The 21,864-nt window shown below is 73.4% G+C and carries 22 protein-coding genes; 11 read left to right on the top strand and 11 right to left on the bottom strand.

The window, feature by feature from the left end; genetic code table 11:
• Positions 1-5: 5 nt before the first annotated feature.
• From AB0H71_RS16855 to AB0H71_RS16890, 8 genes are all read right to left on the bottom strand, one after another.
• Entirely contained in the window at positions 6-1,319 is a 1,314-nt protein-coding gene (locus tag AB0H71_RS16855) for a hypothetical protein (protein ID WP_357021093.1), read from the bottom strand.
• Positions 1,316-1,690, bottom strand: a complete 375-nt coding sequence (locus AB0H71_RS16860) for a hypothetical protein (protein WP_067654548.1) — start codon at positions 1,688-1,690, stop codon at positions 1,316-1,318. Before AB0H71_RS16860 ends, AB0H71_RS16855 begins: the two co-directional genes overlap by 4 nt.
• A gap of 67 nt (positions 1,691-1,757) precedes the next feature.
• Positions 1,758-2,459: an ESX secretion-associated protein EspG gene (locus AB0H71_RS16865; protein WP_357021097.1), complete on the bottom strand. Its 702-nt coding sequence runs from the start codon at positions 2,457-2,459 to the stop codon at positions 1,758-1,760.
• A 102-nt stretch (positions 2,460-2,561) separates the two neighbouring features.
• Positions 2,562-3,497, bottom strand: a complete 936-nt coding sequence (locus AB0H71_RS16870; protein WP_357021100.1) for a D-isomer specific 2-hydroxyacid dehydrogenase family protein — start codon at positions 3,495-3,497, stop codon at positions 2,562-2,564.
• 3 nt (positions 3,498-3,500) lie between these two features.
• Positions 3,501-4,466 (bottom strand): non-homologous end-joining DNA ligase, encoded by a 966-nt coding sequence (gene ligD, locus AB0H71_RS16875; RefSeq protein ID WP_357021103.1) that lies wholly within the window; start codon positions 4,464-4,466, stop codon positions 3,501-3,503.
• A gap of 147 nt (positions 4,467-4,613) precedes the next feature.
• Positions 4,614-6,743: a DEAD/DEAH box helicase gene (locus AB0H71_RS16880; protein WP_357021106.1), complete on the bottom strand. Its 2,130-nt coding sequence runs from the start codon at positions 6,741-6,743 to the stop codon at positions 4,614-4,616.
• A 72-nt stretch (positions 6,744-6,815) separates the two neighbouring features.
• Positions 6,816-8,039: an RtcB family protein gene (locus tag AB0H71_RS16885; protein ID WP_357021109.1), complete on the bottom strand. Its 1,224-nt coding sequence runs from the start codon at positions 8,037-8,039 to the stop codon at positions 6,816-6,818.
• A gap of 116 nt (positions 8,040-8,155) precedes the next feature.
• Entirely contained in the window at positions 8,156-9,046 is an 891-nt protein-coding gene (locus tag AB0H71_RS16890) for a ribokinase (protein ID WP_357021112.1), read from the bottom strand.
• A 64-nt stretch (positions 9,047-9,110) separates the two neighbouring features.
• On the opposite strand from AB0H71_RS16890, the gene AB0H71_RS16895 reads away from it, so the two are divergent.
• The 8 genes from AB0H71_RS16895 to AB0H71_RS16930 are packed head-to-tail and all read left to right on the top strand — an operon-like array spanning position 9,111 to position 16,011.
• Positions 9,111-10,379 carry a glutamate-5-semialdehyde dehydrogenase gene (locus tag AB0H71_RS16895; RefSeq protein ID WP_357021115.1) on the top strand — a complete coding sequence of 423 codons (1,269 nt, stop codon included), beginning with the start codon at positions 9,111-9,113 and terminating at the stop codon, positions 10,377-10,379.
• 23 nt (positions 10,380-10,402) lie between these two features.
• Positions 10,403-11,281: a MoxR family ATPase gene (locus AB0H71_RS16900; RefSeq protein WP_357021118.1), complete on the top strand. Its 879-nt coding sequence runs from the start codon at positions 10,403-10,405 to the stop codon at positions 11,279-11,281.
• 2 nt (positions 11,282-11,283) lie between these two features.
• The gene (locus tag AB0H71_RS16905; protein ID WP_357021120.1) at positions 11,284-12,693 is read left to right on the top strand and encodes a VWA domain-containing protein; all 1,410 of its coding nucleotides are present in this window, start codon (positions 11,284-11,286) and stop codon (positions 12,691-12,693) included.
• A gap of 19 nt (positions 12,694-12,712) precedes the next feature.
• On the top strand, positions 12,713-13,357 hold the full coding sequence (nadD, locus tag AB0H71_RS16910; RefSeq protein ID WP_357021123.1) for a nicotinate-nucleotide adenylyltransferase: 645 nt from the start codon (positions 12,713-12,715) through the stop codon (positions 13,355-13,357).
• The gene (gene rsfS / locus AB0H71_RS16915; protein ID WP_357021126.1) at positions 13,354-13,758 is read left to right on the top strand and encodes a ribosome silencing factor; all 405 of its coding nucleotides are present in this window, start codon (positions 13,354-13,356) and stop codon (positions 13,756-13,758) included. Before nadD ends, rsfS begins: the two co-directional genes overlap by 4 nt.
• A complete protein-coding gene (locus AB0H71_RS16920; protein WP_357021128.1) occupies positions 13,755-14,414 on the top strand; it encodes a histidine phosphatase family protein in 660 nt (219 codons plus the stop codon). Before rsfS ends, AB0H71_RS16920 begins: the two co-directional genes overlap by 4 nt.
• Positions 14,404-15,153: a diglucosylglycerate octanoyltransferase gene (gene octT, locus AB0H71_RS16925; RefSeq protein WP_357021131.1), complete on the top strand. Its 750-nt coding sequence runs from the start codon at positions 14,404-14,406 to the stop codon at positions 15,151-15,153. Before AB0H71_RS16920 ends, octT begins: the two co-directional genes overlap by 11 nt.
• A 3-nt stretch (positions 15,154-15,156) precedes the next feature.
• On the top strand, positions 15,157-16,011 hold the full coding sequence (locus AB0H71_RS16930; protein WP_357021134.1) for a DegV family protein: 855 nt from the start codon (positions 15,157-15,159) through the stop codon (positions 16,009-16,011).
• Here the strand turns inward: AB0H71_RS16930 and AB0H71_RS16935 are convergent.
• Positions 15,998-16,555, bottom strand: a complete 558-nt coding sequence (locus AB0H71_RS16935; protein WP_357021136.1) for a helix-turn-helix domain-containing protein — start codon at positions 16,553-16,555, stop codon at positions 15,998-16,000. The genes AB0H71_RS16930 and AB0H71_RS16935 overlap by 14 nt on opposite strands.
• Positions 16,556-16,704: 149 nt before the next feature.
• On the opposite strand from AB0H71_RS16935, the gene AB0H71_RS16940 reads away from it, so the two are divergent.
• Complete coding sequence (locus AB0H71_RS16940) at positions 16,705-17,310, top strand: hypothetical protein (RefSeq protein WP_357021139.1); 606 nt, start codon at positions 16,705-16,707, stop codon at positions 17,308-17,310.
• Positions 17,311-17,535: 225 nt separating this feature from the next.
• Here the strand turns inward: AB0H71_RS16940 and AB0H71_RS16945 are convergent, their stop codons facing one another.
• On the bottom strand, positions 17,536-18,030 hold the full coding sequence (locus tag AB0H71_RS16945) for a GNAT family N-acetyltransferase (protein ID WP_357021142.1): 495 nt from the start codon (positions 18,028-18,030) through the stop codon (positions 17,536-17,538).
• A gap of 29 nt (positions 18,031-18,059) precedes the next feature.
• Positions 18,060-19,022 (bottom strand): non-homologous end-joining DNA ligase, encoded by a 963-nt coding sequence (ligD, locus tag AB0H71_RS16950; RefSeq protein ID WP_357021145.1) that lies wholly within the window; start codon positions 19,020-19,022, stop codon positions 18,060-18,062.
• Positions 19,023-19,163: 141 nt separating this feature from the next.
• On the opposite strand from ligD (AB0H71_RS16950), the gene AB0H71_RS16955 reads away from it, so the two are divergent.
• Both AB0H71_RS16955 and AB0H71_RS16960 read left to right on the top strand, forming a co-directional pair.
• Positions 19,164-20,162 (top strand): ComEA family DNA-binding protein, encoded by a 999-nt coding sequence (locus AB0H71_RS16955; protein ID WP_357021148.1) that lies wholly within the window; start codon positions 19,164-19,166, stop codon positions 20,160-20,162.
• Positions 20,159-21,832 (top strand): ComEC/Rec2 family competence protein, encoded by a 1,674-nt coding sequence (locus AB0H71_RS16960; protein ID WP_357021151.1) that lies wholly within the window; start codon positions 20,159-20,161, stop codon positions 21,830-21,832. Before AB0H71_RS16955 ends, AB0H71_RS16960 begins: the two co-directional genes overlap by 4 nt.
• Positions 21,833-21,864 lie beyond the last annotated feature (32 nt).

Genomic DNA, 21,864 nt, shown 5'->3' on the forward strand with positions numbered 1-21,864 from the left:
CTGTATTACGAGCCGGGGATAACGCCCGGCTGCTCGGTCGTCGTCCCCGGCGGCGGGGTGACCGCGCCGCCCTCCGGCACCGGGCCGGTGATGCCCGGCTGGCCGTCCGGGTCCGACAGGGTCGGGTCGCCGGAGCCGCTCGGCGGGGGGCCTGGGGTCGGGGGCTGGGGAGGAGTCGTCTGCTCGGTCGGCGGAGCAGGAACCGGAGCCGGGCTCGGCGCGGGTGCGGAGGATTCCGGGCTCGGTGCCGGCGCGGGGCTCGGTGGTGCGGGAGTCGGGTCCGCGGGCGCACCGCTCTCGGGTGCCCGGGTGCCGGGACCTTCGGGTATTTGCCCCTCCGGCCCCGGACCGGGCGTCTGCCCCTCGGGTTCCGAGCCGCCGGGCGCCTGCCCGCCCGGCCCGGTCCCACCGGGCGCTTGCCCATCCGGGCCACCGCCACCCGGCACTTGCCCACCGGAGCCCGGCTCGCCGGGGGCTCGCGGCCCAGGGTCGGACCCGCTCGGCGCCTGCCCGTCCGGGCCGGTCCCGCCGGGTGCCTGTCCACCAGAATCGGTTCCACCGGGTGCCTGCGCCCCCGGACCGGAATCGCCGGGAGTCTGTCCTCCGGAGTCGGTTCCACCGGGCGCCTGCCCGCCCGGATCCGCTGCGCCGGACTCCGGCTCGCTCGGCCAGGCCCCCTCCTCCCCGTAACTCTCCGGCACCGGCTCCGCATCGCCGTCCTCCGACGGCGCCGAATCCCACTCCGGCACCGCCCCGTTCGGCAGCGCCGACGAACCGCCGGGCAGCGGGGGCGGCGCGGGCAGCGCCGGAACCCCGTCTCCGGCCGCCTGATACGCGGGCTTGTAGACCAGGTTCATGGCCAGCAGCGCTTCCTGCCGCAGCAACTCCTGCGTCAGCTGCGCGTCGATGATCCGCGCCGACTCCAGCAACCGCGCGATGGCCCCGACCGGCCCGGAATCCCCGGGCGGCACCACCGCCACCTTCACCGCCTCCGCGGCGGCCGCGACCGCCCCGAGCCGGGCCCCGACCTGCCCGAGCACCCCGGCGAGCTCGTCCACCGAGGCGGCGAAGCTGCGCGCGCTGGCGTAGGCGGCATCGGCGGTCGCGCCCTCCCACTCCATGGAGTTCATCACCCGGTCGACGCTGGCCCTGGTCAGCGGCATGGAGGTGCTGAGCGTGCCGGCCGCCTCCAGCCAGGTCACCGAGGCGCGCAGGATGGCGCCCGCGTCGATCTGCTGGGTGCGGGCGTAGATCTCCTCGTGCGTCATCGACTCGAAGTGCTCCATCGAGCTGACGTAGGTCGGATCGGTACCGGTCATCGCGGCTGCCTCGCATCCACGGCGCGCAGCGCGGCGGCGGCCGCGGCATCGGCCTCCTCGAACAGCCCGGCGCTCAGCAGGAACGCCTCCTTCATCCGGTAGGCGGCCTCGATGTACTGATCGAGCAGCGCCGCCGCGTCCCGCGCCTTGTGCGCGAACCCGGCCTGCAGCTGCTGCGCCGAGACGAAGCCGCCGAATCCGTGTAGCTCACCGACCGATTCCAGCCGCTGTTGCAGGTAGAGCAGCCGGTCGGCCTGGTGGTCGTACATCTCGGCGCACCGCCGCGCGGCGGCCGGATCGAACGCGACGGAGCCCGTCCGCGCCTGTTCGCCGAATCTCGCGATATCGGCTCGGCTGGTCTCGATCGTCATCACGCACCCCCGGAGATCGTCGGACGCGTTCAGCCTATCCCGAGACGCCGATCCCCGACACCGAAGCTCAGGCCGGAATCCGTTTCTGCAGTTGCGCGGCGAGCTGCTCGGTGCCCGCGGGCACCAGGTGCACGGTGTCACCGGACTTGATCAGGTAGCGCCCGTCGCCCTCGACATCGATCCAGGTGTAGTGCAGCGCGGGCGGCGGGGCCGGGCGGTCCAGCCTGGCCTCGATCCGGATGTGCCCCTCGGCGGTGTGCGGCTGCAGCAGCACCCGGCGGATGAGCCGGGCGGCGGGCGGCAGGGCGTGCGCCTCCTCGTCCCGCACCGCGTCCACCGTGGCGGCGCGCGCGGGTAGCCTGCCCGCCCGCGCGGGGGGCAGCGCCTGCGCGATCCGGGCGCCGAGCCGGTTGGTGTGGCCGATCGAGAGCCGCACCGTGCCACCGAATTCCGGCTTCCGGCCCGGCTCCTGCGCCACCAGTACCGCGTGGTCGAAGACCGCGCAGGCCAGCAGCCGGATCTCGGCGCCGGGGCGCTGCCCGCCGCCGATCACCACGATCCGGGTGTGCGGCGCGGAGAGCAGCCGCAGGCAGGCGGTGAGGTCGGGGTCGGCGCGGTGCGGCAGCCGGGCGGAGAGCTCGGCGCGCAGCTTCTCGGCGGCGTCCTCGGTGCGCGGGCTCTCCAGGATGCGGAGCGGATAGGGCACCCGGTCGCTGTCGGTCTCCCGCCACACGTGCGCGAACTCGTCCGGGGTGAAGCTCCAACCCATGCAGAACCACATCCTCACCGCGCCCGCCCGCCGAGACCGCCCGAGCCTAACCGCGCCGCGCGACGCTGCGAAAGCCCGCGCCCCGCTCCCGGACTCGATCGATCAGTACCCGGCGCCCGGATCGATCGGGGCGAGCAGCTCGTCCCCGGCCGCGAAGCGGCGCACGTTCTCCCGCACGTGCGCCGCGAAGGCGGCCACCCGCACCCGCGGCGGATTCGAGTCGTGCGGGGTGATGATCACGTTCGGCAGGGTCCAGAGCGGGTGCCCGTCCGGGAGCGGCTCCGGGTCGGTGACGTCCAGCCCGGCGCCGCCGATGGTGCCCGCACGCAGCGCCGCCACCAGCGCCTCGGTATCGATCAGGCTGCCCCTGGCGACATTGATCACCCACGAGTTCGGCCGCAGCAGCGCCAGTTCCGCCGAGCCGACCAGGTGCGCGGTGGCGGGCGTGGCGGGCGCCGCGACGACGACGTGGTCGGCCACCGGCCACACCGTGTCCAGCCGGTCGGCGGGCACCGTGGTGATCCCCTCCGGGATGCCGGGCCCGGTCACCGGGCGGCCGGAACGGTTCACCGCGATCACCGCGGCGCCGAGCGCGAGCAGCGACGGAATCAGCGCCCGGCCGATTCCGCCCGCCCCGACCACGGCGACGGTGCTGCCGCGCAGCGTGCCGACGTGCGGCAGGAAGTCGCGCTGCCGCCAGGTGGTGGCGCGCAGGTGCTCGGGCAGGTAGCGGACCCCGGCGAGCAGCAGCGCCAGCGCGTGCTCGGCCACGGTCGCGGAGAAGGCGCCCGCCGCGGAGGTGAAGCGGACGCCGGGGTTGCGCTCCAGCACCCCGGCCGCGACGAAGTCCTCGATCCCGGCGGCGGGCAGCTGCACCCACTCGATCCCGGCGGGCAGCTGCTCCGGAAAGCCGTCGGCCTTGGTCACCCAGACCAGGGCGCGCGCCGTATCGAGCTCGGCGAGCTCAGCGCCGCCCGCCTCGATCGCCCGGCGCAGTTCGCCGGGGACCTCCGGGGCCACGGCGACCGGAATCGTCACGCTCTACTCCTCGCTCTCGCTGTCCAGCTCGACGGGTTCGACGCCGTCGCGATCGGCCCGCTCCAGCAGCGGGTCGATCCGGAACACGGCGTCGTCGATGCCGGCGTGCAGATCGCCGAGCTCGGCGAAGCGCGCGGGCACGGTGCGCACCGTGAAGTCCCTGGGGTCGATATCGGGGATCTCGTCCCAGCGCACCGGGGTGGAGACGGTGGCCTCCGGCACGCCGCGCACCGAGTAGGCGGCGGCGATGGTGTGGTCCCGCGCGTTCTGGTTGTAGTCGACGAAGAGCTGCGCCGGGTCGCGGTCCTTGCGCCACCAGGTGGTCGTCACGTCGTCGGGGGCGCGGCGCCGCACCTCCTCGGCGAAGGCCAGCGCGGCCCTGCGCACCTCGGGGAAGCCGTGCTCCGGCGCGATCCGCACGTAGACGTGCAGCCCCTTGCCGCCGCTGGTCTTCGGCCAGCCCACCGCGCCGAACTCGTCGAGCACCTCGTGCACCACGCCGGCCACCCGCCGCACCCGGGACCACGGGCAGTCCGGCATGGGGTCGAGGTCGATGCGCCACTCGTCGGGGCGCTCGGTGTCGGTGGCGCGCGAGTTCCAGGGGTGGAACTCGACGGTGGACATCTGCACCGCCCAGATCACGTCGGCCAGCTCGCGCACGCACAGCTCGTCGGCGTGCCTGCCGTAGCGCGGGAAGTAGACCCGGACCGTCGGCACCCAGTCCGGGGCGCCCGCGGGCAGCCGCTTCTGGTGCACCTTCGCCCCGGCCAGCCCCTTGGGGAAGCGGTGCAGCATGCACGGCCGCTCGCGCAGCGCGTTCACGATGCCGGGGCCGACGCTCAGGTAGTACTGCACCAGGTCGAGCTTGGTGAGCCCGAGCTCGGGGAAGTACACCCGGTCGGGGTTGCTGACGCGGACCGCGCGCTCACCCACGTCGAGCTCGAGCGCGGGGGACGATTTGCCGGGCACCTTATCGACCCTAGTGGCAGGGTTGCCGCGGTGCGCGGCACGCGAGCCGGTGTCGCGGGGAGCGGAAGGCGCCGCTGTGGGCCGCGCTGCTCCCGTCCGCGGTCACGCTGCGCGGGCGGCTTCCCGCGTGCGGCGGCGCGACCCCGCTCATGTCGGCGTTGCGAGCGCGAACGGCAGGACCGCGGGGGCGCCCGCGGCGCGGAGGGCGCAGGCGGCGACGGTGAAGGTCCAGCCGGACTCGCTCTGCGCGTTCACCAGCAGCACCGGCCCACCGATGTCGTGCAGGTCGGGCACGTCCCACGAGCCGTACAGCCCGGCCACCCGGTGCGCGGAGTTGGCGGCGGAGACCGGCGGGTGGTCCGGCCGCTTGTGCAGCACCCCGAGGTCGCGCAGCCTGCCCACCTCGGCCAGCCGGGCGGCGAGGGTGCGGGTGAGCTCGTGGTTCCGGTCGTCGTCGAGGGCGAGCACCGCGACCGGCCGCTCCGCCCAGTCCCACTCCTTGAGCACCGCGACGCAGGCGGTCACGATGTCGTCCGGCACCGGGCCGTCGGGGGCGTCCAGCAGCGCGCGCAGCCTGCGGCCCCAGCCCAGGTCGCTGAGGCGGCCGAGCACCCGGCCCGGCTCGGCGCCGGCGCCGATCTTGCCGGAGAGCGGGATGCCGAGCGTCTTCATGCCGGTCGGCCACTGCTTGCGCGGGGCGAGGTCGATGCCGGGGCGGGCGATCCGCGCCCTGGTGGCGGCGACGGTCTCGGCGCCGGGCGTCGGGTCTCGCCTGGCACCGGTGCAGTTGTCGCAGCGGCCGCAGGTCTCGCCGAGCGTGAGCCCGGGGTCGTCGAGCTGGCCGCGCAGGAAGACCATGCGGCAGCCGGTGGTCGCCTGGTAGTCGAGCATGGCCTGCTGCTCGGCCCGGCGCGCGCGGTCCAGCCGCTCGTAGCGCTCGGCGTCGTAGTGCCAGGGCTGCCCGGTGCCGAGCCAGCCGCCGCGCACCCGGCGCACCGCGCCGTCCACATCGAGCACCTTGAGCACCATCTCCAGCCGGGAGCGGTTCAGCTCGACCCGCGGCTCCAGCGCCGCGGTGGAGAGCGGGCGCTCCGGGTCGAGCGCGTCCAGCACCGCGCGCACCACCGATTCGCGCGGGAAGGCGACCGAGGCGAACCAGCTCCAGATCCTGGCGTCCTCCGGGCCGGGCAGCAGGATCACCTCGGCCCGCTCGGTACCCCGCCCCGCCCGCCCGACCTGCTGGTAGTAGGCGATCGGCGAGGAGGGCGCGCCGAGGTGCACCACGAAGCCGAGGTCCGGTTTGTCGAACCCCATGCCGAGCGCGGAGGTGGCGATCAGCGCCTTCACCTCGTTGCGCAGCAGCGCCTGCTCCAGGTGCTCGCGCTCGGTGGGGTCGGTCTGGCCGGTGTAGGCGGCGACCTCGTGCCCGGCGGCGCGCAGCACATCCGCGACATCGTGCGCGGCGGCGACGGTGAGCGCGTAGACGATGCCGGAGCCGGGTAGCCGGTGCAGCTGCTCGCCGAGCCAGGCGGTGCGCTCCACCGCGTCCTCGATCCGGACCACCGCCAGGTGCAGCGACTCCCGGTCCAGGGTGCCGCGCAGCACCAGGGTGTCGGCGTCGATCCGGCCGCCGCTGCCGATCTGCGCGGCGACGTCGGTGACCACCCGGTCGTTGGCGGTCGCGGTGGTGGCGAGCACCGGGATATCGGCGCCCAGATCGGCGACCAGGGTGCGGATGCGCCGGTAGTCGGGCCGGAAGTCGTGGCCCCAGTCCGAGACGCAGTGCGCCTCGTCGATCACGACCAGCCCCGCGTCGGCGGCGAGCCGGGGCAGCACCTGGTCGCGGAAGTCGGGGTTGTTCAGCCGCTCCGGGCTGACCAGCAGGACGTCGACGGTGCCCGCGGCGACCTGCTCGTGGATGGCGTCCCACTCGGTGACATTGCCGGAGTTGATGGTCGCGGCCACCACCCCCGCGCGCTCGGCCGCGGCCACCTGGTTGCGCATGAGCGCGAGCAGCGGCGAGACGATCACCGTCGGGCCGCGCCCGGCCCGGCGCAGCAGCTTGGCCGAGATGAAGTAGACCGCCGACTTGCCCCAGCCGGTGCGCTGCACCACCAGGGCGCGCCTGCGCTGCACGACCAGGGCCTCGATGGCGACCCACTGGTCTTCGCGCAGCCGCGCCTCCGGCCCCGCCAGTTCGCGGAGCAGCTCCTCGGCCTCGTCGCGCAGGGCCGATCCGGTCGCGAGGTCCGGCCCGGTGCCGGTGTCGGGGCTCATGCGGCCCATCGTGCCGCACCGCACCGACACCGCGCTCCCGCGACGCCCGCGGGACGGCACCGACCGGTCTCACTACCCCTTGACGCAGAGCACCTGGCGCAGCGTCGCGACCACGTCGACCAGGTCGGACTGCGCCGCGATCACCTCGTCGATGTCCTTGTACGCGGCCGGGATCTCGTCGACCACGCCCGCGTCCTTGCGCGACTCCACCCCCTCGGTCTGCGCGACCAGGTCCGCGACCGTGAACTGCTTCTTGGCCGCGTTCCGGCTCATCCGCCGCCCCGCGCCGTGCGACGCGGAGTTGTAGGAGGCCGGGTTGCCCTTCCCGCGCACCACGTAGGAGCGGGTGCCCATGGAGCCGGGGATCAGCGCCAGGTCGCCGGCGCCCGCGCGCACCGCGCCCTTCCGGGTGACCAGCATGGGGACGCCGTCGATCTCCTCCTCCGCCACGTAGTTGTGGTGGCAGGAGATGGGCTGCTCGAACCGCACCGGGCGGCCCGCGAACTCGTCCCGCACCGCCCGGCAGACCAGGGCGAGCATGACGGCCCGGTTCCTGGCCGCGTACTCCTGCGCCCAGGTCAGGTCGCGCCGGTAGGCGGCCATCTCGTCGGTGCCCGCCAGGAAGACCGCGAGGTCGCGGTCGGGCAGGTCGGCATTGTGCGGCAGCCCGCGCGCCACCGCCATGTGCCGCTCGGCGATCTCCTTGCCGATATTCCGGCTGCCGGAGTGCAGCAGCACCCACACCGTGTCCGCCTGGTCCAGGCAGAGCTCGATGAAGTGGTTGCCGCCGCCGAGCGTGCCCATCTGCTTCTGCGCCTTGGACTCCCGCGGCCGGACCTTCCGGTCCAGCTCGTCGAAGCCGTGCCAGAATCGGTCCCAGCCGGTGCGCAGCGTCGCGGTGCTCGCGCCGAGCTGCGACACCTCGGCGCCGAGCGCGGCGACGTTCACCCGGGAATCGTGCGCGTGGAAGCCGACCGGCACCGCCGCCTCGATCCGGGAGCGCAGCGCCTTCAGGTCGTCCGGCAGGTCGGCGGCGGTGAGGTCGGTGCGGACGCTCTCCATGCCGCAGCCGATGTCAACCCCGACCGCGGCGGGCGCGACCGCGTCCCGCATGGCGATGACCGAGCCGACGGTGGCGCCCTTGCCGAGGTGCACGTCCGGCATCACGCGGACGCCGTGCACCCATTCGAGCGCGGCGAGGGTGCGCAGCTGCCGCAGGGCGGAGTGCTCGATCTCGTGCTCGTCGGCCCACATGAGCGTCTGCGCACGGGTGCCGTGCAGCTCGACGGGAAACATCGGCCTTTCCTTCCGTTCGGGTACGTCAACGGTAGGGATACGACCGCGCGCGGCGCGAGGGGTTTTCGCCGCCCCTGGCGGCGACGCCGCGCTGTCGGGGATGCGTGACCGACCGCTCAGCGCGGCCGCGCGTCCGTCTCGGCGAGCACTTCCGCGATGGTCCGGGCGTCGGGGACGGCGGTGGTGGCGCCGAGCGCGGTGGTGGCGAGCGCACCCGCGGCGCAGGCCCAGCGCAGCGCCTCCTCGGGCCCGTGTGCCCAGCGGGCGGCGAGCGCGCCGGTGAAGGCGTCGCCCGCGCCGGTGGTGTCGACCGCGCGCACCGGAATCGCCGGGACGGTGAAGCACCCGTCCGGCCCGTCGTACCGCGCGCCCCCGGCGCCGAGTGTGGTCACCCGGTGCGGCACCTGATCCAGCACGTCCCCGATCGCCTCCGCCTCACCCCGGTTCACCACCGCGATATCGACCAGCGCCCACAGCTCGCTCGGAAGCCGCTGCACGGGTGACGGATTCAACACCGTCACGGTCCCGTTCGCCCGCGCGTGCGCGAACCCCGCCGCGACCACCGGAACCGGAATCTCCAACTGGCACAGCAGGATATCGGCTCCCGCGATCGCCGCCAGATCGGCCGGAGCCAGTTCGCTGAAGGCGTGATTGGCCGCAGGCACCACCACGATCGAGTTCTCCCCGTCCCCGTCCACCACGATGGTCGCGGTCCCGCTCGCCCCTCCCACCTCGCGCAACCCGCGCACCCCGATGCCCGCGCGGACCAGCGATGCCCGCAGCTCCGGCGCGAACACGTCGTCCCCGACCGCCCCGAGGAACCGCACCTCGGCGCCGCTCCGCCGGGCCGCCACCGCCTGGTTGGCGCCCTTCCCGCCGGGCACCGCGGCGAACCCGGTGCCGAGCACGGTCTCCCCGGGCGCGGGCCGCCGCCCCGCGGTGGCGACCAGGTCCATGTTCACGCTGCCGAGCACGACGACCGCGGCGGGCAGGGGTTCGGCACTCACCGGCCGGACAGTAGCCCGGACAGCGCCGTCCGCGCGCGGGATACCGCTGGGTAGGCTGTACCCCATGACGGCAGGAACGACCGAGCAGGAGTCCGGCGTCCGCGCGGCGGTGCACGAAGCCGCGCGCCGGGCCCGGGTCGCCTCGCGCACGCTGGCGCAGCTCACCACGGCGCAGAAGAACGAGGCGCTGCACGCCGCGGCCGACGCGCTGCTCGCCGCCGCCGACACCGTGCTCGCCGCCAATGCCGAGGATCTGCTGGCCGCCCAGTCGGCCGGGACCGCCGATTCGCTGCTCGACCGGCTCCGGCTCACCAAGTCGAGGATCGACGGCATCGCATCCGGGCTGCGCCAGGTGGCCGGGCTCGCCGATCCGGTGGGCGAGGTGGTGCGCGGCTCGACGCTGCCGAACGGCCTGGAGATCCGGCAGCTGCGGGTGCCGCTCGGCGTGGTCGGCATGGTCTACGAGGCCCGCCCCAATGTCACCGTCGACGCCTTCGGGCTGGCGCTGAAGTCCGGCAACGCGGCGCTGCTGCGCGGCTCCTCCTCGGCCGCGCACTCGAACGCCGCGCTGGTCGAGGTGCTGCGCGAAGCCCTTACCGCGCTGAGTATCCCAGCCGACGCGGTGCAGCTGCTGCCCAGCGCCGACCGCTCCAGCGTCACCCACCTGATCCAGGCCCGCGGCCTGGTCGACGTGGTGATCCCGCGCGGCGGCGCCGGGCTCATCTCGGCCGTCGTCCGCGACGCCACCGTGCCGACCATCGAGACCGGCACCGGCAACTGCCACGTCTACGTGCACGCCGCCGCCGACCTGGCGATGGCCGAGGCCATCCTGCTCAATGCCAAGACCCGCAGGCCGAGCGTGTGCAATGCCGCCGAGACGGTGCTGATCGACGCCGCCGTCGCGGAGACCGCCGTGCCCCGGCTCACCGAGGCGCTGCGCACCGCGGGCGTCATCATCCACGGCGACCTGCCCGGGCTGGTGCCCGCCACCGATGCCGACTGGGGCGAGGAGTACCTGACCCTGGATATCGCGCTCAAGGTCGTCGACGACCTGGACGCCGCGGTCGAGCACATCAATACCTGGGGCACCGGGCACACGGAGGCCATCGTGACCGCCGACCTGGCCGCCGCCCGCGCCTTCAGCGCCCGGGTGGACGCCGCCGCCGTCATGGTGAATGCCTCCACCGCCTTCACCGACGGCGAGCAGTTCGGCTTCGGCGCGGAGATCGGCATCTCCACCCAGAAGCTGCACGCCCGCGGCCCGATGGCGCTGCCGGAGCTCACCTCCACCAAGTGGATCGTCTGGGGCGACGGCCAGATCCGGCCGGTCTGACCCAGAACGGAAAGGACGCCACGGTGACCAGCACCGACGTACAGGAACCCGTGTTCGGCTCGGTCGAGGACGTGATCGATCGCCTCGCGGAGACCGGCTACCTTGCCGACAAGGGCACCGCCACCTCGGTCTTCCTCGCCGACCGGCTGGGCAAGCCGCTGCTGGTCGAGGGCCCCGCCGGGGTCGGCAAGACCGAGCTGGCCCGCGCCGTGGCGCAGACCAGCGGTGCCGAGCTGGTCCGGCTGCAGTGCTACGAGGGCGTGGACGAGGCGCGGGCGCTCTACGAGTGGAACCACGCCAAGCAGATCCTGCGCATCCAGGCGTCGAGCGAGAACGACTGGGCGGAGACCAAAGCCGACGTCTTCACCGAGGAGTTCCTGCTCTCCCGGCCGCTGCTCACCGCCATCCGGCGCACCGAGCCGACCGTGCTGCTGATCGACGAGACCGACAAGGCCGACGTCGAGATCGAGGGGCTGCTGCTGGAGGTGCTCAGCGATTTCGCGGTCACCGTGCCGGAGCTGGGCACCATCACCGCCGCCCGCAGGCCGTTCGTGGTGCTCACCTCGAACGCCACCCGCGAGCTCTCCGAGGCGCTGAAGCGGCGCTGCCTCTACCTGCACCTGGACTTCCCGGACGAGGAGCTGGAGCGCCGCATCCTGGCCAGCCGGGTGCCCGAGCTGGCCCCCGCGGTCGCGGCACAGCTGGTGCGGATCGTGCACGTGCTGCGCGGCATGCAGCTCAAGAAGCTGCCCTCGGTGGCCGAGTCCATCGACTGGGGCCGCACCCTGCTCGCGCTCGGCATGACCGACCTGGACGACAATGTGGTGCGCTCCACCCTCGGCGTGGTACTCAAGCACCGCAGCGACCACGAGCGGGCGCTGAACGAGCTGAAGCTGGCCTGACCGTGGCCGAGCAGCCCACCCTGCACGCGCCGCACGGCATTCCCGGGCACCTCGTCGGCTTCGTGGAGGCGCTGCGCACCAGGGGCATCCCGGTCGGTCCGTCGGAGACCGTGGACGCGGGCCGGGTGCTCACCGTCCTCGACCTGATGGACCGCGAGGTGCTGCGCGAGGGGCTGGCCTGCGCCCTGCTCCGCCGCACCACGCACCGCTCCACCTTCGACGGCCTCTTCGACCTGTGGTTCCCGGTCGCGCTCGGCGAGCGCGGCAACTGGGCCGACGACATCGAGATCCCGCGCACCCCGGACGGCCGGGTGGACATCCCCGAGCTCCGCGCCATGCTCGCCGAGCTGCTCGCCCAGGAGAATCCCGGGCCGCAGCTGGAGCAGCTCATCGGGCAGCTGGTCGAGCAGATGGGGCAGTACCAGTCCGCGCGCGGGCCGTCGTTCTCCGCCTACCAGGCGCTGCGCGACGTCCAGCCGCAGACGCTGCTGGCGAAGATCCTGGCCGGGCTCGGGCTGCCCGCGGATGCCAGCGACTTCGACACCGAGGTGGCGCGCAGGCAGGCCAGGCAGCGGATCGAGGGCTTCCGGGCGGGCGTCGAGGCGGAGACCAGGCGCCGGGTCGCGGAGCGGATCGGCCGCGAGCGGGTCGCGAGCTACGGCGTCGCCAGGCAGGCCGAGGACGTCGACTTCCTGCGCGCCTCGGAGCGCGAACTGGCCGAGCTGCGCCGCAGCACGCAGCGGCTGGCCCGCATCCTGGCCAGCAGGCTGGCCGCCCGGCGCAGGCACGCCAAGCGCGGCGAGATCGACCTGCGGCGCACGCTGCGCAGGTCCATGTCCACCGGCGGCGTGCCGATCGACCTGATGAACCGCAAGCCCAAGCCAGGCCGCCCCGACCTGGTGCTGCTCTGCGACGTCTCCGGTTCGGTGGCCGGGTTCAGCAACTTCACGCTGCTGCTGGTGAGCGCGCTGCGCGAGCAGTTCTCCCGGGTCCGGATCTTCGCCTTCGTGGACCAGGTGGACGAGGTCACCCGGTTCTTCGACCCGCACACCCAGCTGGACGAGTCGCTGACCAGGATCTTCGCCGAGGCCGATGTGGTCGGGCTGGACGGCCACTCCGACTACGGCGCCGCGCTGAACGGCTTCGCCGACCGCTTCCCCGAGGCCGTCACCAGCCGCAGCTCGCTGCTCATCCTCGGCGACGCCCGCACCAACTACCGCGACCCCCGACTGGCCACGCTGGGCGCGCTGGTGGGGACGGCCAAGCACGCGCACTGGCTGAACCCGGAGGCGACCACGCACTGGGGCTCCGGCGATTCGGCGGCGCGCAAGTACGCCGAGATCATCGAGATGCACGAGTGCCGGTCCGCCCGTCAGCTGACCGAGGTCGTGTCCCGGCTGCTCCCGGTGTGACCGGTTAAGCTCGGCAGCCATGCGGGAAACAGGACGGCCGGCTCGGCGGCTGGGGGTGATGGGCGGCACCTTCGACCCCATCCACCACGGGCACCTCGTCGCGGCGAGTGAGGTCGCCAACCGGTTCGACCTGGACGAAGTGGTCTTCGTCCCGACCGGGCAGCCGTGGCAGAAGGCGGACAAGAAGGTCAGCGCGGCCGAGGACCGGTACCTCATGACCGTCATCGCGACCGCCTCCAACCCGCGCTTCTCGGTGAGCCGGGCCGACATCGATCGCGGCAAGGTCACCTACACCGTCGACACCCTGCGTGAGATGCGCGACCGCTTCCCGGACGCCGACCTGTACTTCATCACCGGTGCGGACGCGCTGGCCAATATCCTCACGTGGCAGGATTGGGCCGAACTGTTCGAGCTGGCGAAGTTCGTCGGGGTGAGCCGTCCCGGCTACGAGCTCAATGCCGATCACCTGGCGGAGTATCTGCGGGATATGCCCGCCGACGCGGTGACCATGATCGAGGTGCCCGCGCTCGCCATCTCGTCGAGCGAGTGCAGGCGCCGGGCCGCGGAGAACCGCCCGGTCTGGTATCTCGTGCCCGACGGCGTCGTGCAGTACATATCGAAGCGGCACCTGTACGTGCCGAATGGACCGGAAGGTAGCGAATGAGCGCATCGGACGAATCGGTGCAGATGGCGCGGGTCGCCGCGGTCGCGGCGGACGAGAAGCTGGCCTCCGATGTGGTGGTGCTCGACGTCTCCGAGCAGCTGGTGATCACGGACTGCTTCGTGATCGCCTCGGCGCCGAACGAGCGGCAGGTCAATGCCATCGTCGACAATATCGAGGAGAAGCTGCGGGACGCCGGGCACAAGCCGGTGCGCCGCGAGGGCACCCGCGAGGGCCGCTGGGCACTGCTCGACTACGTCGACATCGTGGTGCACATCCAGCACAACGACGAACGCAACTACTACGGCCTGGAGCGGCTCTGGAAAGACTGCCCCACCGTCCCCGTGCCCGGCGTCGGCGCCGACGGCCGCCCCGCCGCGGCGGGTGACGGGGCCGCCGAGTGAGCAAGAACGCCGGCGTCCGCACGCTGATCCTGCTGCGGCACGGCCAGACCGAGTGGAACGCGGCCGACCGGATGCAGGGCCAGATCGACACCGACCTCACCGAGCTCGGCCGGGGCCAGGCGAAAGAGGCCGCGCGCGAACTCCATTCGCGCAATGCCATCGCCATCCACTCCTCCGACCTGCGCCGCGCCCGTGACACCGCGCAGGCGCTCGGCGACAGCACCGGGCTGCCGGTCGTGCTCGACCAGCGGCTGCGCGAGACCAGCCTCGGCATCTGGGAGGGGCTCACCCACATCGACGTCGACCGCGACTACCCGGGCGCCAGGGTGGCCTGGCGGATGGACGCCACCTACACCCCGCCCGGTGGCGAGAGCAAGCTCCAGGTCGGCGCCCGCGCGCTGCCGCTGGTGCACGAGCTGTACCGGGAGCGCGCCGACTGGCCCGGCCGGACCATCTTCCTGGTCGCGCACGGCGGGCTGATCGCCGCGCTCACCGCGGCGCTGCTCGACCTGCCGCCGCAGAACTGGCCGATCCTGGGCGGGCTGGCCAATACCAGCTGGGTGCAGCTCAGCGCGCACGGCCCGAGCTTCGAGCGGCCCGGGTGGCGGCTGGACGTGTGGAACGCGGCGGCGAAGGTGGCGCCGGATGTCCTCTGAGCGGAAGCCGACGCTGCTCGTGATCGCGGACTCGCTGGCCTACTTCGGGCCGCGCGGCGGGCTCTCCGCCGACCATCCGCGGATCTGGCCGAATCTGGTTGCGGCCGAACTGGGCTGGGATGTCGAGCTGGTCGGCCGGATCGGCTGGACCTGCCGCGATGCCTACTGGGCGCTGATCGGCGACCCCCGGGTCTGGGCCTCGGTCCCGCACGCGGGCGCCGTGATCTTCGCGACCGGGGGCATGGACTCGCTGCCCTCGCCGCTGCCGACCGCGCTGCGCGAACTCATCCGCTACGTCCGCCCGCCCGCGCTGCGCCGCCGGGTGCGCGACGCCTACAACGCGGCCCAGCCGCACCTGTCCAAGCTGGGCAGGCCGGTCGCGCTGCCGCCCCGGGTGAGCGTCGACTACCTGGAGCAGTCCAGGGAGGCGCTGGCCGGGCTGCGCCCCGAGCTGCCCATGATCGGCGTGCTGCCCTCGGTGCACGTCTGCGCGGCGTACGGCAAGGTGCACACCGGCCGCGAGCCCATGGTCCGCGCGCTCACCGAGTGGTCGGGGCGCAGCGGCGTCCCGCTGGTCGACCTCGGGGCGGCGGTGCGCGAGAACGTGTTCTCCGGCGCGGGCAACCCGGACGGCATCCATTGGGGCTGGGCCGGGCACGCCGCGGTCGCGGAGTCCATGCTGAAGGTGCTGGCGGCGCACCCCGGGCTGGCCGCGGAGAGCGTGCGGGAGGGCCGGTAGACCGTGGCCGTCGTGGTCGTCACCGATTCGTCCGCCTCCCTGCCTCCCGGCCTCGTCGCCGAACTCGAGATCGTCGTCGTCCCGCTGCACGTCCTCGCCGGTGATCGCACCATTCGCGAGGGCATCGACCCGATCGACGTCGATTACGGCTCGGACGACGTCAGCACCTCCGCCGCCTCGCCCGGCGAGCTGCGCGCCGTCTACGAGCGCGCGCTGGAGCGCAGCGACGGCGCGGGGGTGGTCGCCGTGCACCTCTCCCAGCAGCTCTCCGCCACCTGGGAGGCGGGCAGGCAGGCCATTGCCGAGCTGGGCTCGGAGCACATCCGGCTGGTCGACTCGCTCGGCGCCGGGCTGGCCACCGGGCTGCCGGTGCTGGCCGCCGCCCGCCGCGCCGCCGCGGGGGAGGGGGCGGACGCGGTGTACGAGGGGGCCGTCGCCGCCGCGCGCCGGGCCCGCACCTTCATCCTGGTGAACCGCACCGAGCAGCTGCGCAAGGGCGGCAGGCTCAGCACCGCGGCCTCGTTCTTCGGGAGCGAGCTCGTCACCAAGCCGCTGCTGCAGATCGTCGAGGGGCGGTTGGAGCTGCGGGAGAAGGTGCGGACCAGGTCGAAGGCGTACAGCCGGCTGGTGGCCGCCGCCGTCGAGGCGGCAGCCGGCGAGCCCGCAGCGGTCGGCGTGCAGCACCTGGGCGCGGCCGAAGGCGCCGCGACCGTCGTGGCGCAGCTGCGCGAGCAGCTGCCGGACGTCACCGAGCTGGTGCACGCCGAGTTCGGGCCAGCCCTCGCCGTGCATCTCGGGGTCGGCGCGGTGGGGATCGTCGTCCTGCCCGGCGGCTGCCGGCCCCTCAGCGGGGGGTGAGCCCGGTGCGCAGCAGGCGCCACGCCCGCTGCGCGGTCTCCCCCCTGGCCGACGGATCCGACTCGGAGAGCACATTCGCCAGCATGGCCACGGCGAGCACGACATCGGCGGCATCCAGCGCCGGGTCGAGATCCCCCCGCTGCGCCGGATCCGTGAGCTTCTTGGCGATCAGCGCCGTGAACCGCTCCGCCACCGCCAACAACCGCGGCTCGCTCCCGGTCGGCCGCAGCATGGCCACGAACGCCGCCGAGGCGGTGATCTGCTCGACGATCACCTTGAGCACCGTGTCGACCCGGGTCCCCGGATCCGCCGCCAGCGCCTCCACCTCCGCGATGTTCTCGTCGAAGACCGCGAGCGCGATGGCGTCGCGGCTCGGGAAGTGCCGGTACAGCACCCCCTGCCCGACCCCCGCGGTGCGCGCGATCGAGCTGAGCGGCGCGTCGAACCCACTGCTGGCGAAGACTTTCCGGGCCGCGGCGATGAGCGCGGCACGATTGTCCGCGGCGGCGCGCGGGCCCCTGTTGACCCGCCCGGGTGATGTCATCCGCCCACTCTAGCGAGCCCGGACAACACGGTCCGGTCGGTGGGCCCGGTCTGATTCGTCCTGTTCGGTGAAAGCCCTGATCCGGACATCTCCAGCCTCTCCGGTCGGCGGTCAACGGCGCCACGTAGGCTGCGCTCGTTCGACTATCGGTGGGGAGAAATTACGTGCTCATCTGGGGCTGGCAACGCCAGGTACTGACGCTGGCCGTTCTCGCGGCGTTCTGCGGCGCCTGCCGTAATACCGGGCCGCACGGGCTGCGGAAGCTGGTCACGAAGTTCACGCTGTTCTTCGTCCCGCTCTTCCCGATCAGCAGCCGGAGCTATCTGGAGTGCCCCGTGTGCGGGGTGCAGTCGCCGGTGCCGGCGGGGGATGTGCCCGGTCTGGTCGCGCAGGCGAATCAGCCGGTGGGGCCCGGGGGGTTGATTCACACCGTGCCCCCCGGGGTTCAGGCGGTGGCGCCCCAGGGTTCGCAGCAGCTTGCCGCGCCGCAGGGTTCGCAGCAGCTTGCCGCGCCGCAGGGGTGGCAGCAGCCTGCTGCGCCCCAGGGGTGGCAGCAGCCGGTCGCGCCGCAGAACTGGCAGCAGCAGGGCGCGCCGCAGAACTGGCAGCAACCGGTGCCTGCGCAGCAGGGCTGGCAGCAGGCGGCGGCACCCCAGCAGGGGTGGCAGCAGCCCGTGCCCGGGCAGCAGGGCGCGCCGCAGCAAGCTTGGCAGCCTGCGCCTGCGGCGCCCGCCGCTCCGCCGCAGCAGGGCTGATAGCTCGCCTGTTGCGTTGGCAACCGCGGTAGCCCCCCGCTTCGTCGCACCGAGGCGGCAGCACGTCTCTCCACTGAGGGCGGTAGCTTCTTCCGCGCCCCACCTGGGCTGGTAGCTCGTCCTAATGCCGCAGCAAGGCGGCCGCCCGCCTTCTTCGCCACCGCGCCCGGGAGCGCTTCGACCGGGAGCGCCGGCAACGCACCCGCGCGTTCGGCGATTACCGCGCTACTCGAGCGTCACCCAGTACCGGCGCGCAGCCCCGAGCTCGGTGACCCGGACCGACTCGAGCACCCCACCCACCTTCTCGATGGTCCGCGCCGACGCGACATTCCCGTCCGCGCACAGCAGCAGCACCTGCCCCATCCCGCGCTCCCGCGCGACCTCGAGCATGCGTGTGAGCGCCCAGCTCGCCACCCCGCCCCGCCGCGCCGACGGCCGCACCCCGTACCCGATGTGCCCCGTCCGCAGCACCGCCGCATCCGTCCCGTGCCGCAGCGCGATCCCCCCGAGCACCCGCCCGTCCTCGACGATCCACCGATACGCGCACAGCGCGGACTCCGCCTCCAACCGCCGCACCCACTCCGCGAACCCCGCCGCCGACTCGACCTCGTCGTCCGCCCGCAACCCGAACCCGTCCTCGTGCGCCCCGGGCCCCCACTCCCGATGCGCCTCCGACCAGGCGGTATGCAGCTCAGCGGTGGGCGCGATCAACTCCGGCACACCTCCGACCCTATCCACCCCGGCCCGGATCAGAACGGAACCCGCACCTCGTCCGCGACCTTGTCCACCCGCAACCCCCGCCAGCTCGGATGCCGCAATCCGGACGAACTCGCCTCCCGGAACTCGACATCCCCCACCAGCACCGGATCGACCCAGTGCACCCCCGGCACCGCCGACGGCACCGGCACCCGATCGAGCGGTGCCGACGCCCGCGCCAGATCGTCCAGCCGCCCCTGCAGCGCCCGCCGCACCGCCGCCGTGAACCCGGTTCCGACATTCCCGATATGCACCAGCCGCCCAGTGCCGTCGTGCGCCGCCAACACCAGGGAACCGAATGTCCCGCTGAATCTCCCACTGCCCGGCAACCACCCGGCGACTATCGCCTCGGTACTGCGCCGCAGCGGCGTCTTGATCCAGGAGGTCGACCGCCGCCCCGGCAGATACGCCGAGTCGAGCCGCTTGCACACGATCCCCTCGAGGTGATGCTGCGCCGCCACCTCGAGCAGCGCCGCCGGCCGCACCCCCGTCCAGAAGGGCGGCACCGGCACCAGCTCCCCGGCCAGCTCGAGCGCGGCCAGAGTCTCCCTGCGCTCGGTATACGGCCTGTTCAACAGCGATTCCCCGTCGACCTCGAGCACGTCGAACACAATGAACTCGACCGGGTAGGCCGCGAGCAGCGCCGCCGTCGGCGCGACCACGTGCATCCGATGCTGCAACCGCCCGAACGAGGGCGCCCCGGTACCCGGCTCCGGCGCCACGATCTCCCCGTCGATCACCAGCGGAAAGTCCGGTGCCAGCGCACGGAGCGCCGCCCCGAGCTCGGGGTAGGAGCCCGAGATATCCCGGGCATTCCGGCTGGTGAACCGGCACGTACCCGCCTCGATCCGGACGATGGCGCGGACCCCGTCCCACTTCATCTCCACGGCCCAGCGCGCGGCGTCGTCCGGCGGTTGTCCGGAGACGGCCAGCATCGGTGCCGGGTTCGCCACCACCGGTTCAGCATACTTCTAGCAAACCTGCCGGGCGAGGATCTCTTCAATGAACTGTCCCCAGCTTCGCGGCTATCCACAGGGCGGTTGAAAGCCCAGGTCGACACCGGCGAGAAGGCCGCGCCCCGGCCTAGCGTCGCCCCCATGTCCCGCCACGAGGAGCACGACCGGATCCGCAGACGCCTGAACGTCCTCACCCCCGACGCGCCCACCGACGATCCCCTCCGGGTCCCACTCCCGATGGGAGCCCCCGAACGGGAGCGGCCCGCCGTCACCGACCCCCGCTGGGCCGCCAAGGCCGAGCAACTCGATGCCAGGCGACAGCTCCACCGCTGGCGGAATACCGAGCGGTGGCCCACCGAACCCGAGGACGACGAAGCCAAGGAACAGCGTTGGGGCGAGCCCCGGCACCCCGAGACGATCGGCGAACCCGACTGGCTGCACGGCCAGCCAGCCCCACCGCGCTGGTACGAACGCCTCTTCCCCGCCGCACGAGTCGCTGTCACCCGCCGCGCCGCGGCAGCACTCGCCCTGGTCGGCCTGGTGGCCGTAGTGATCACCGGCTACGCCATCTGGCGCGACCATCCGGTGACCAGCCAGGCGGCGCCGGTCCCGGCGGTCCGCATGGCCGCGGCACCGGGCCCGGAACCCGCGCGCAGCGATATCGCTCCCGCCCACGAGAGCCAGGGCGAACTGGTGGTGAGCGTCGTCGGGTTGGTGCATCGAGGCGGTCTCCTGCGCCTCGCACCCGGCGCCAGGATCGCCGACGCCCTCGACGCCGCGGGCGGCGCACTTCCCGGCGCCGACCTCCAGGGCCTCAACCTCGCCCAGAAGGTCGCCGACGGCGATCAGATCCTGGTCGGCGCCGCGGACCCCGCCGCCCCGCCCCGCGCCAGCGGCACCGCGAGCACCGGCAGCGCGGCCGGCCCAGGCACCGCGCCCGGCGCGAAGGGAAAGGTCGATCTGAACTCCGCGACCGAGGCGGAACTCGACGCACTCCCCGGCGTCGGCCCGGTCACCGCCCGCGCCATCGTGACCTGGCGAACCAGCAATGGCCGGTTCAGCGATATCGAGCAGCTCGCCGATGTCGAGGGCATCGGCCCGGCCCGCCTGGCCCGGCTCCGCGAACTGGTGACGCTGTGAGCGGCCAGCGCCCGCCCGGTGACCCGGTGACCACCCTCTCCGGCTACTGGCCCATCGTCCGCCCGGAGGAGCCACCCACCCCCGAGCCCCGAGCACTCGACGCCCGCCTCGTCCCGGCGGCCCTGCTCTGCTGGGCCGCGACGATCATCGCGATCACCGCGGGCTGGATAGCCGGCCTCGTCCTCGCGGCACTCCTCGTCGGCACCGCCTGCGCGCTCTGGATCTGGTTGCTGCGCAGCGGAGTACGGCGCTCAGAGCCACGACGAGTCCTGGTGTGGGGCATGGTCGCCGCCCTGCTGCTCGGCACCGGCTTCGCCACCGCCGCCGCCTGGCGGGAACAGCGCGTCTCCGCCCACCCGCTGCGCACCCTGCCGGACCGCGCATCGGTGCAGGTCTACGCCGTACCGAAAGACGACCCGAAACCGGTCCGCGGCAGATCCTTCGGCGATCGACCCCGCTGGGTGGTGCGCGCCGATCTGGTCGAGTACCGGCACGCCGGGAAACGTGTTCGCGCCGGTGGCACCGTCACCATCCTGGCCGGCGGCGCCGAGTGGGGCGGCATAACGCCGGGCGGCCTGCTCCGCTTCCAGGCCAGACCGATACGACCACAGACGAGCGATCTCACCGTCGCGGTCCTCCGGGCGAACGCCCCGCCCGTCGTGCTGGAACAGCCACCCTGGTGGCAACGTGCGGCAATGCCGGTGCGCGAATCCCTCACCGAAGCGGCCCGGCGGGTACTCGGCCGCGATGCCGCCGGCGTACTTCCCGCACTGGTTCTCGGCGACACCTCCGGGCTCACCGACGACGTCCGGGAGGATTTCGCTACCGCCGGCCTGCAACACCTGTGCGTAGTGAGCGGCGCCAATGTCACCATCGTCCTCACCGCCGTCCTCGCCCTCTGCCGAGCCCTGACCGTCCCGCCCACGGCCTGCGCCGGCGCCGCGGCCCTGGCACTCCTGCTCTTCGTGGTGATCGCCCGCCCCGACCCGAGCGTCCTCCGCGCGGCCGCCATGGGATCGGTGACGGTGCTTGCCCTGCTGACCGGCCGCCGTAGGCAAGCACTACCCGCGCTGTGCGGTGCGGTGATCGCCCTACTGGCGATCTGGCCCGCACTGGCGGTGAGCATCGGCTTCGCCCTCTCCGTCCTGGCCACCGCCGCCCTGATCCTCATCGCGCCCGGCTGGGCCGCAACACTCCGCGCCCGCGGCTGGCGGCGAGCCCCCGCCGAGATCACAGCGGTCTCGGCCGCCGCCTTCGCCGTCACCGCACCCCTGGTCGTAGCCGTCACCGGCAAGCTGAGCCTGGTGGCGGTCCTCGCCAACGTGCTCGTGGCACCGGTGATCGCCGTCATCACCGTGCTCGGCGCGCTCGCCGCCACCATTGCCTGGGCCTGGGCTCTCCCCGCCGAACTCCTGCTCAGGCCCGCCGCCGTCCCCCTCTGGTGGCTCCTCGAAGTCGCCGAACACACCGCCCGCCTACCCGGCGCGACCGTGACCGTCCCCGGCGGCCCCCTCACCGGAACTCTCTCAGCAGCAGCGCTTCTCGGCACCTGCCTCGGGCTCCACGTCCGTGCGGTGCGTAGAAGAAGCCGCGCCGGAGCGGCGCTTCCCGCACGGCCGAGCCGCCCCCCACCGCCGGTCTCGCCGGTCCGGTCAGAACGGAGACTGTGATCGCTGGGCGAACAGCCGCCCTGCGGCGCGCC

Source organism: Nocardia sp. NPDC050697 (assembly GCF_040654395.1).
In the GTDB taxonomy this organism is placed as follows: Bacteria; Actinomycetota; Actinomycetes; order Mycobacteriales; family Mycobacteriaceae; genus Nocardia.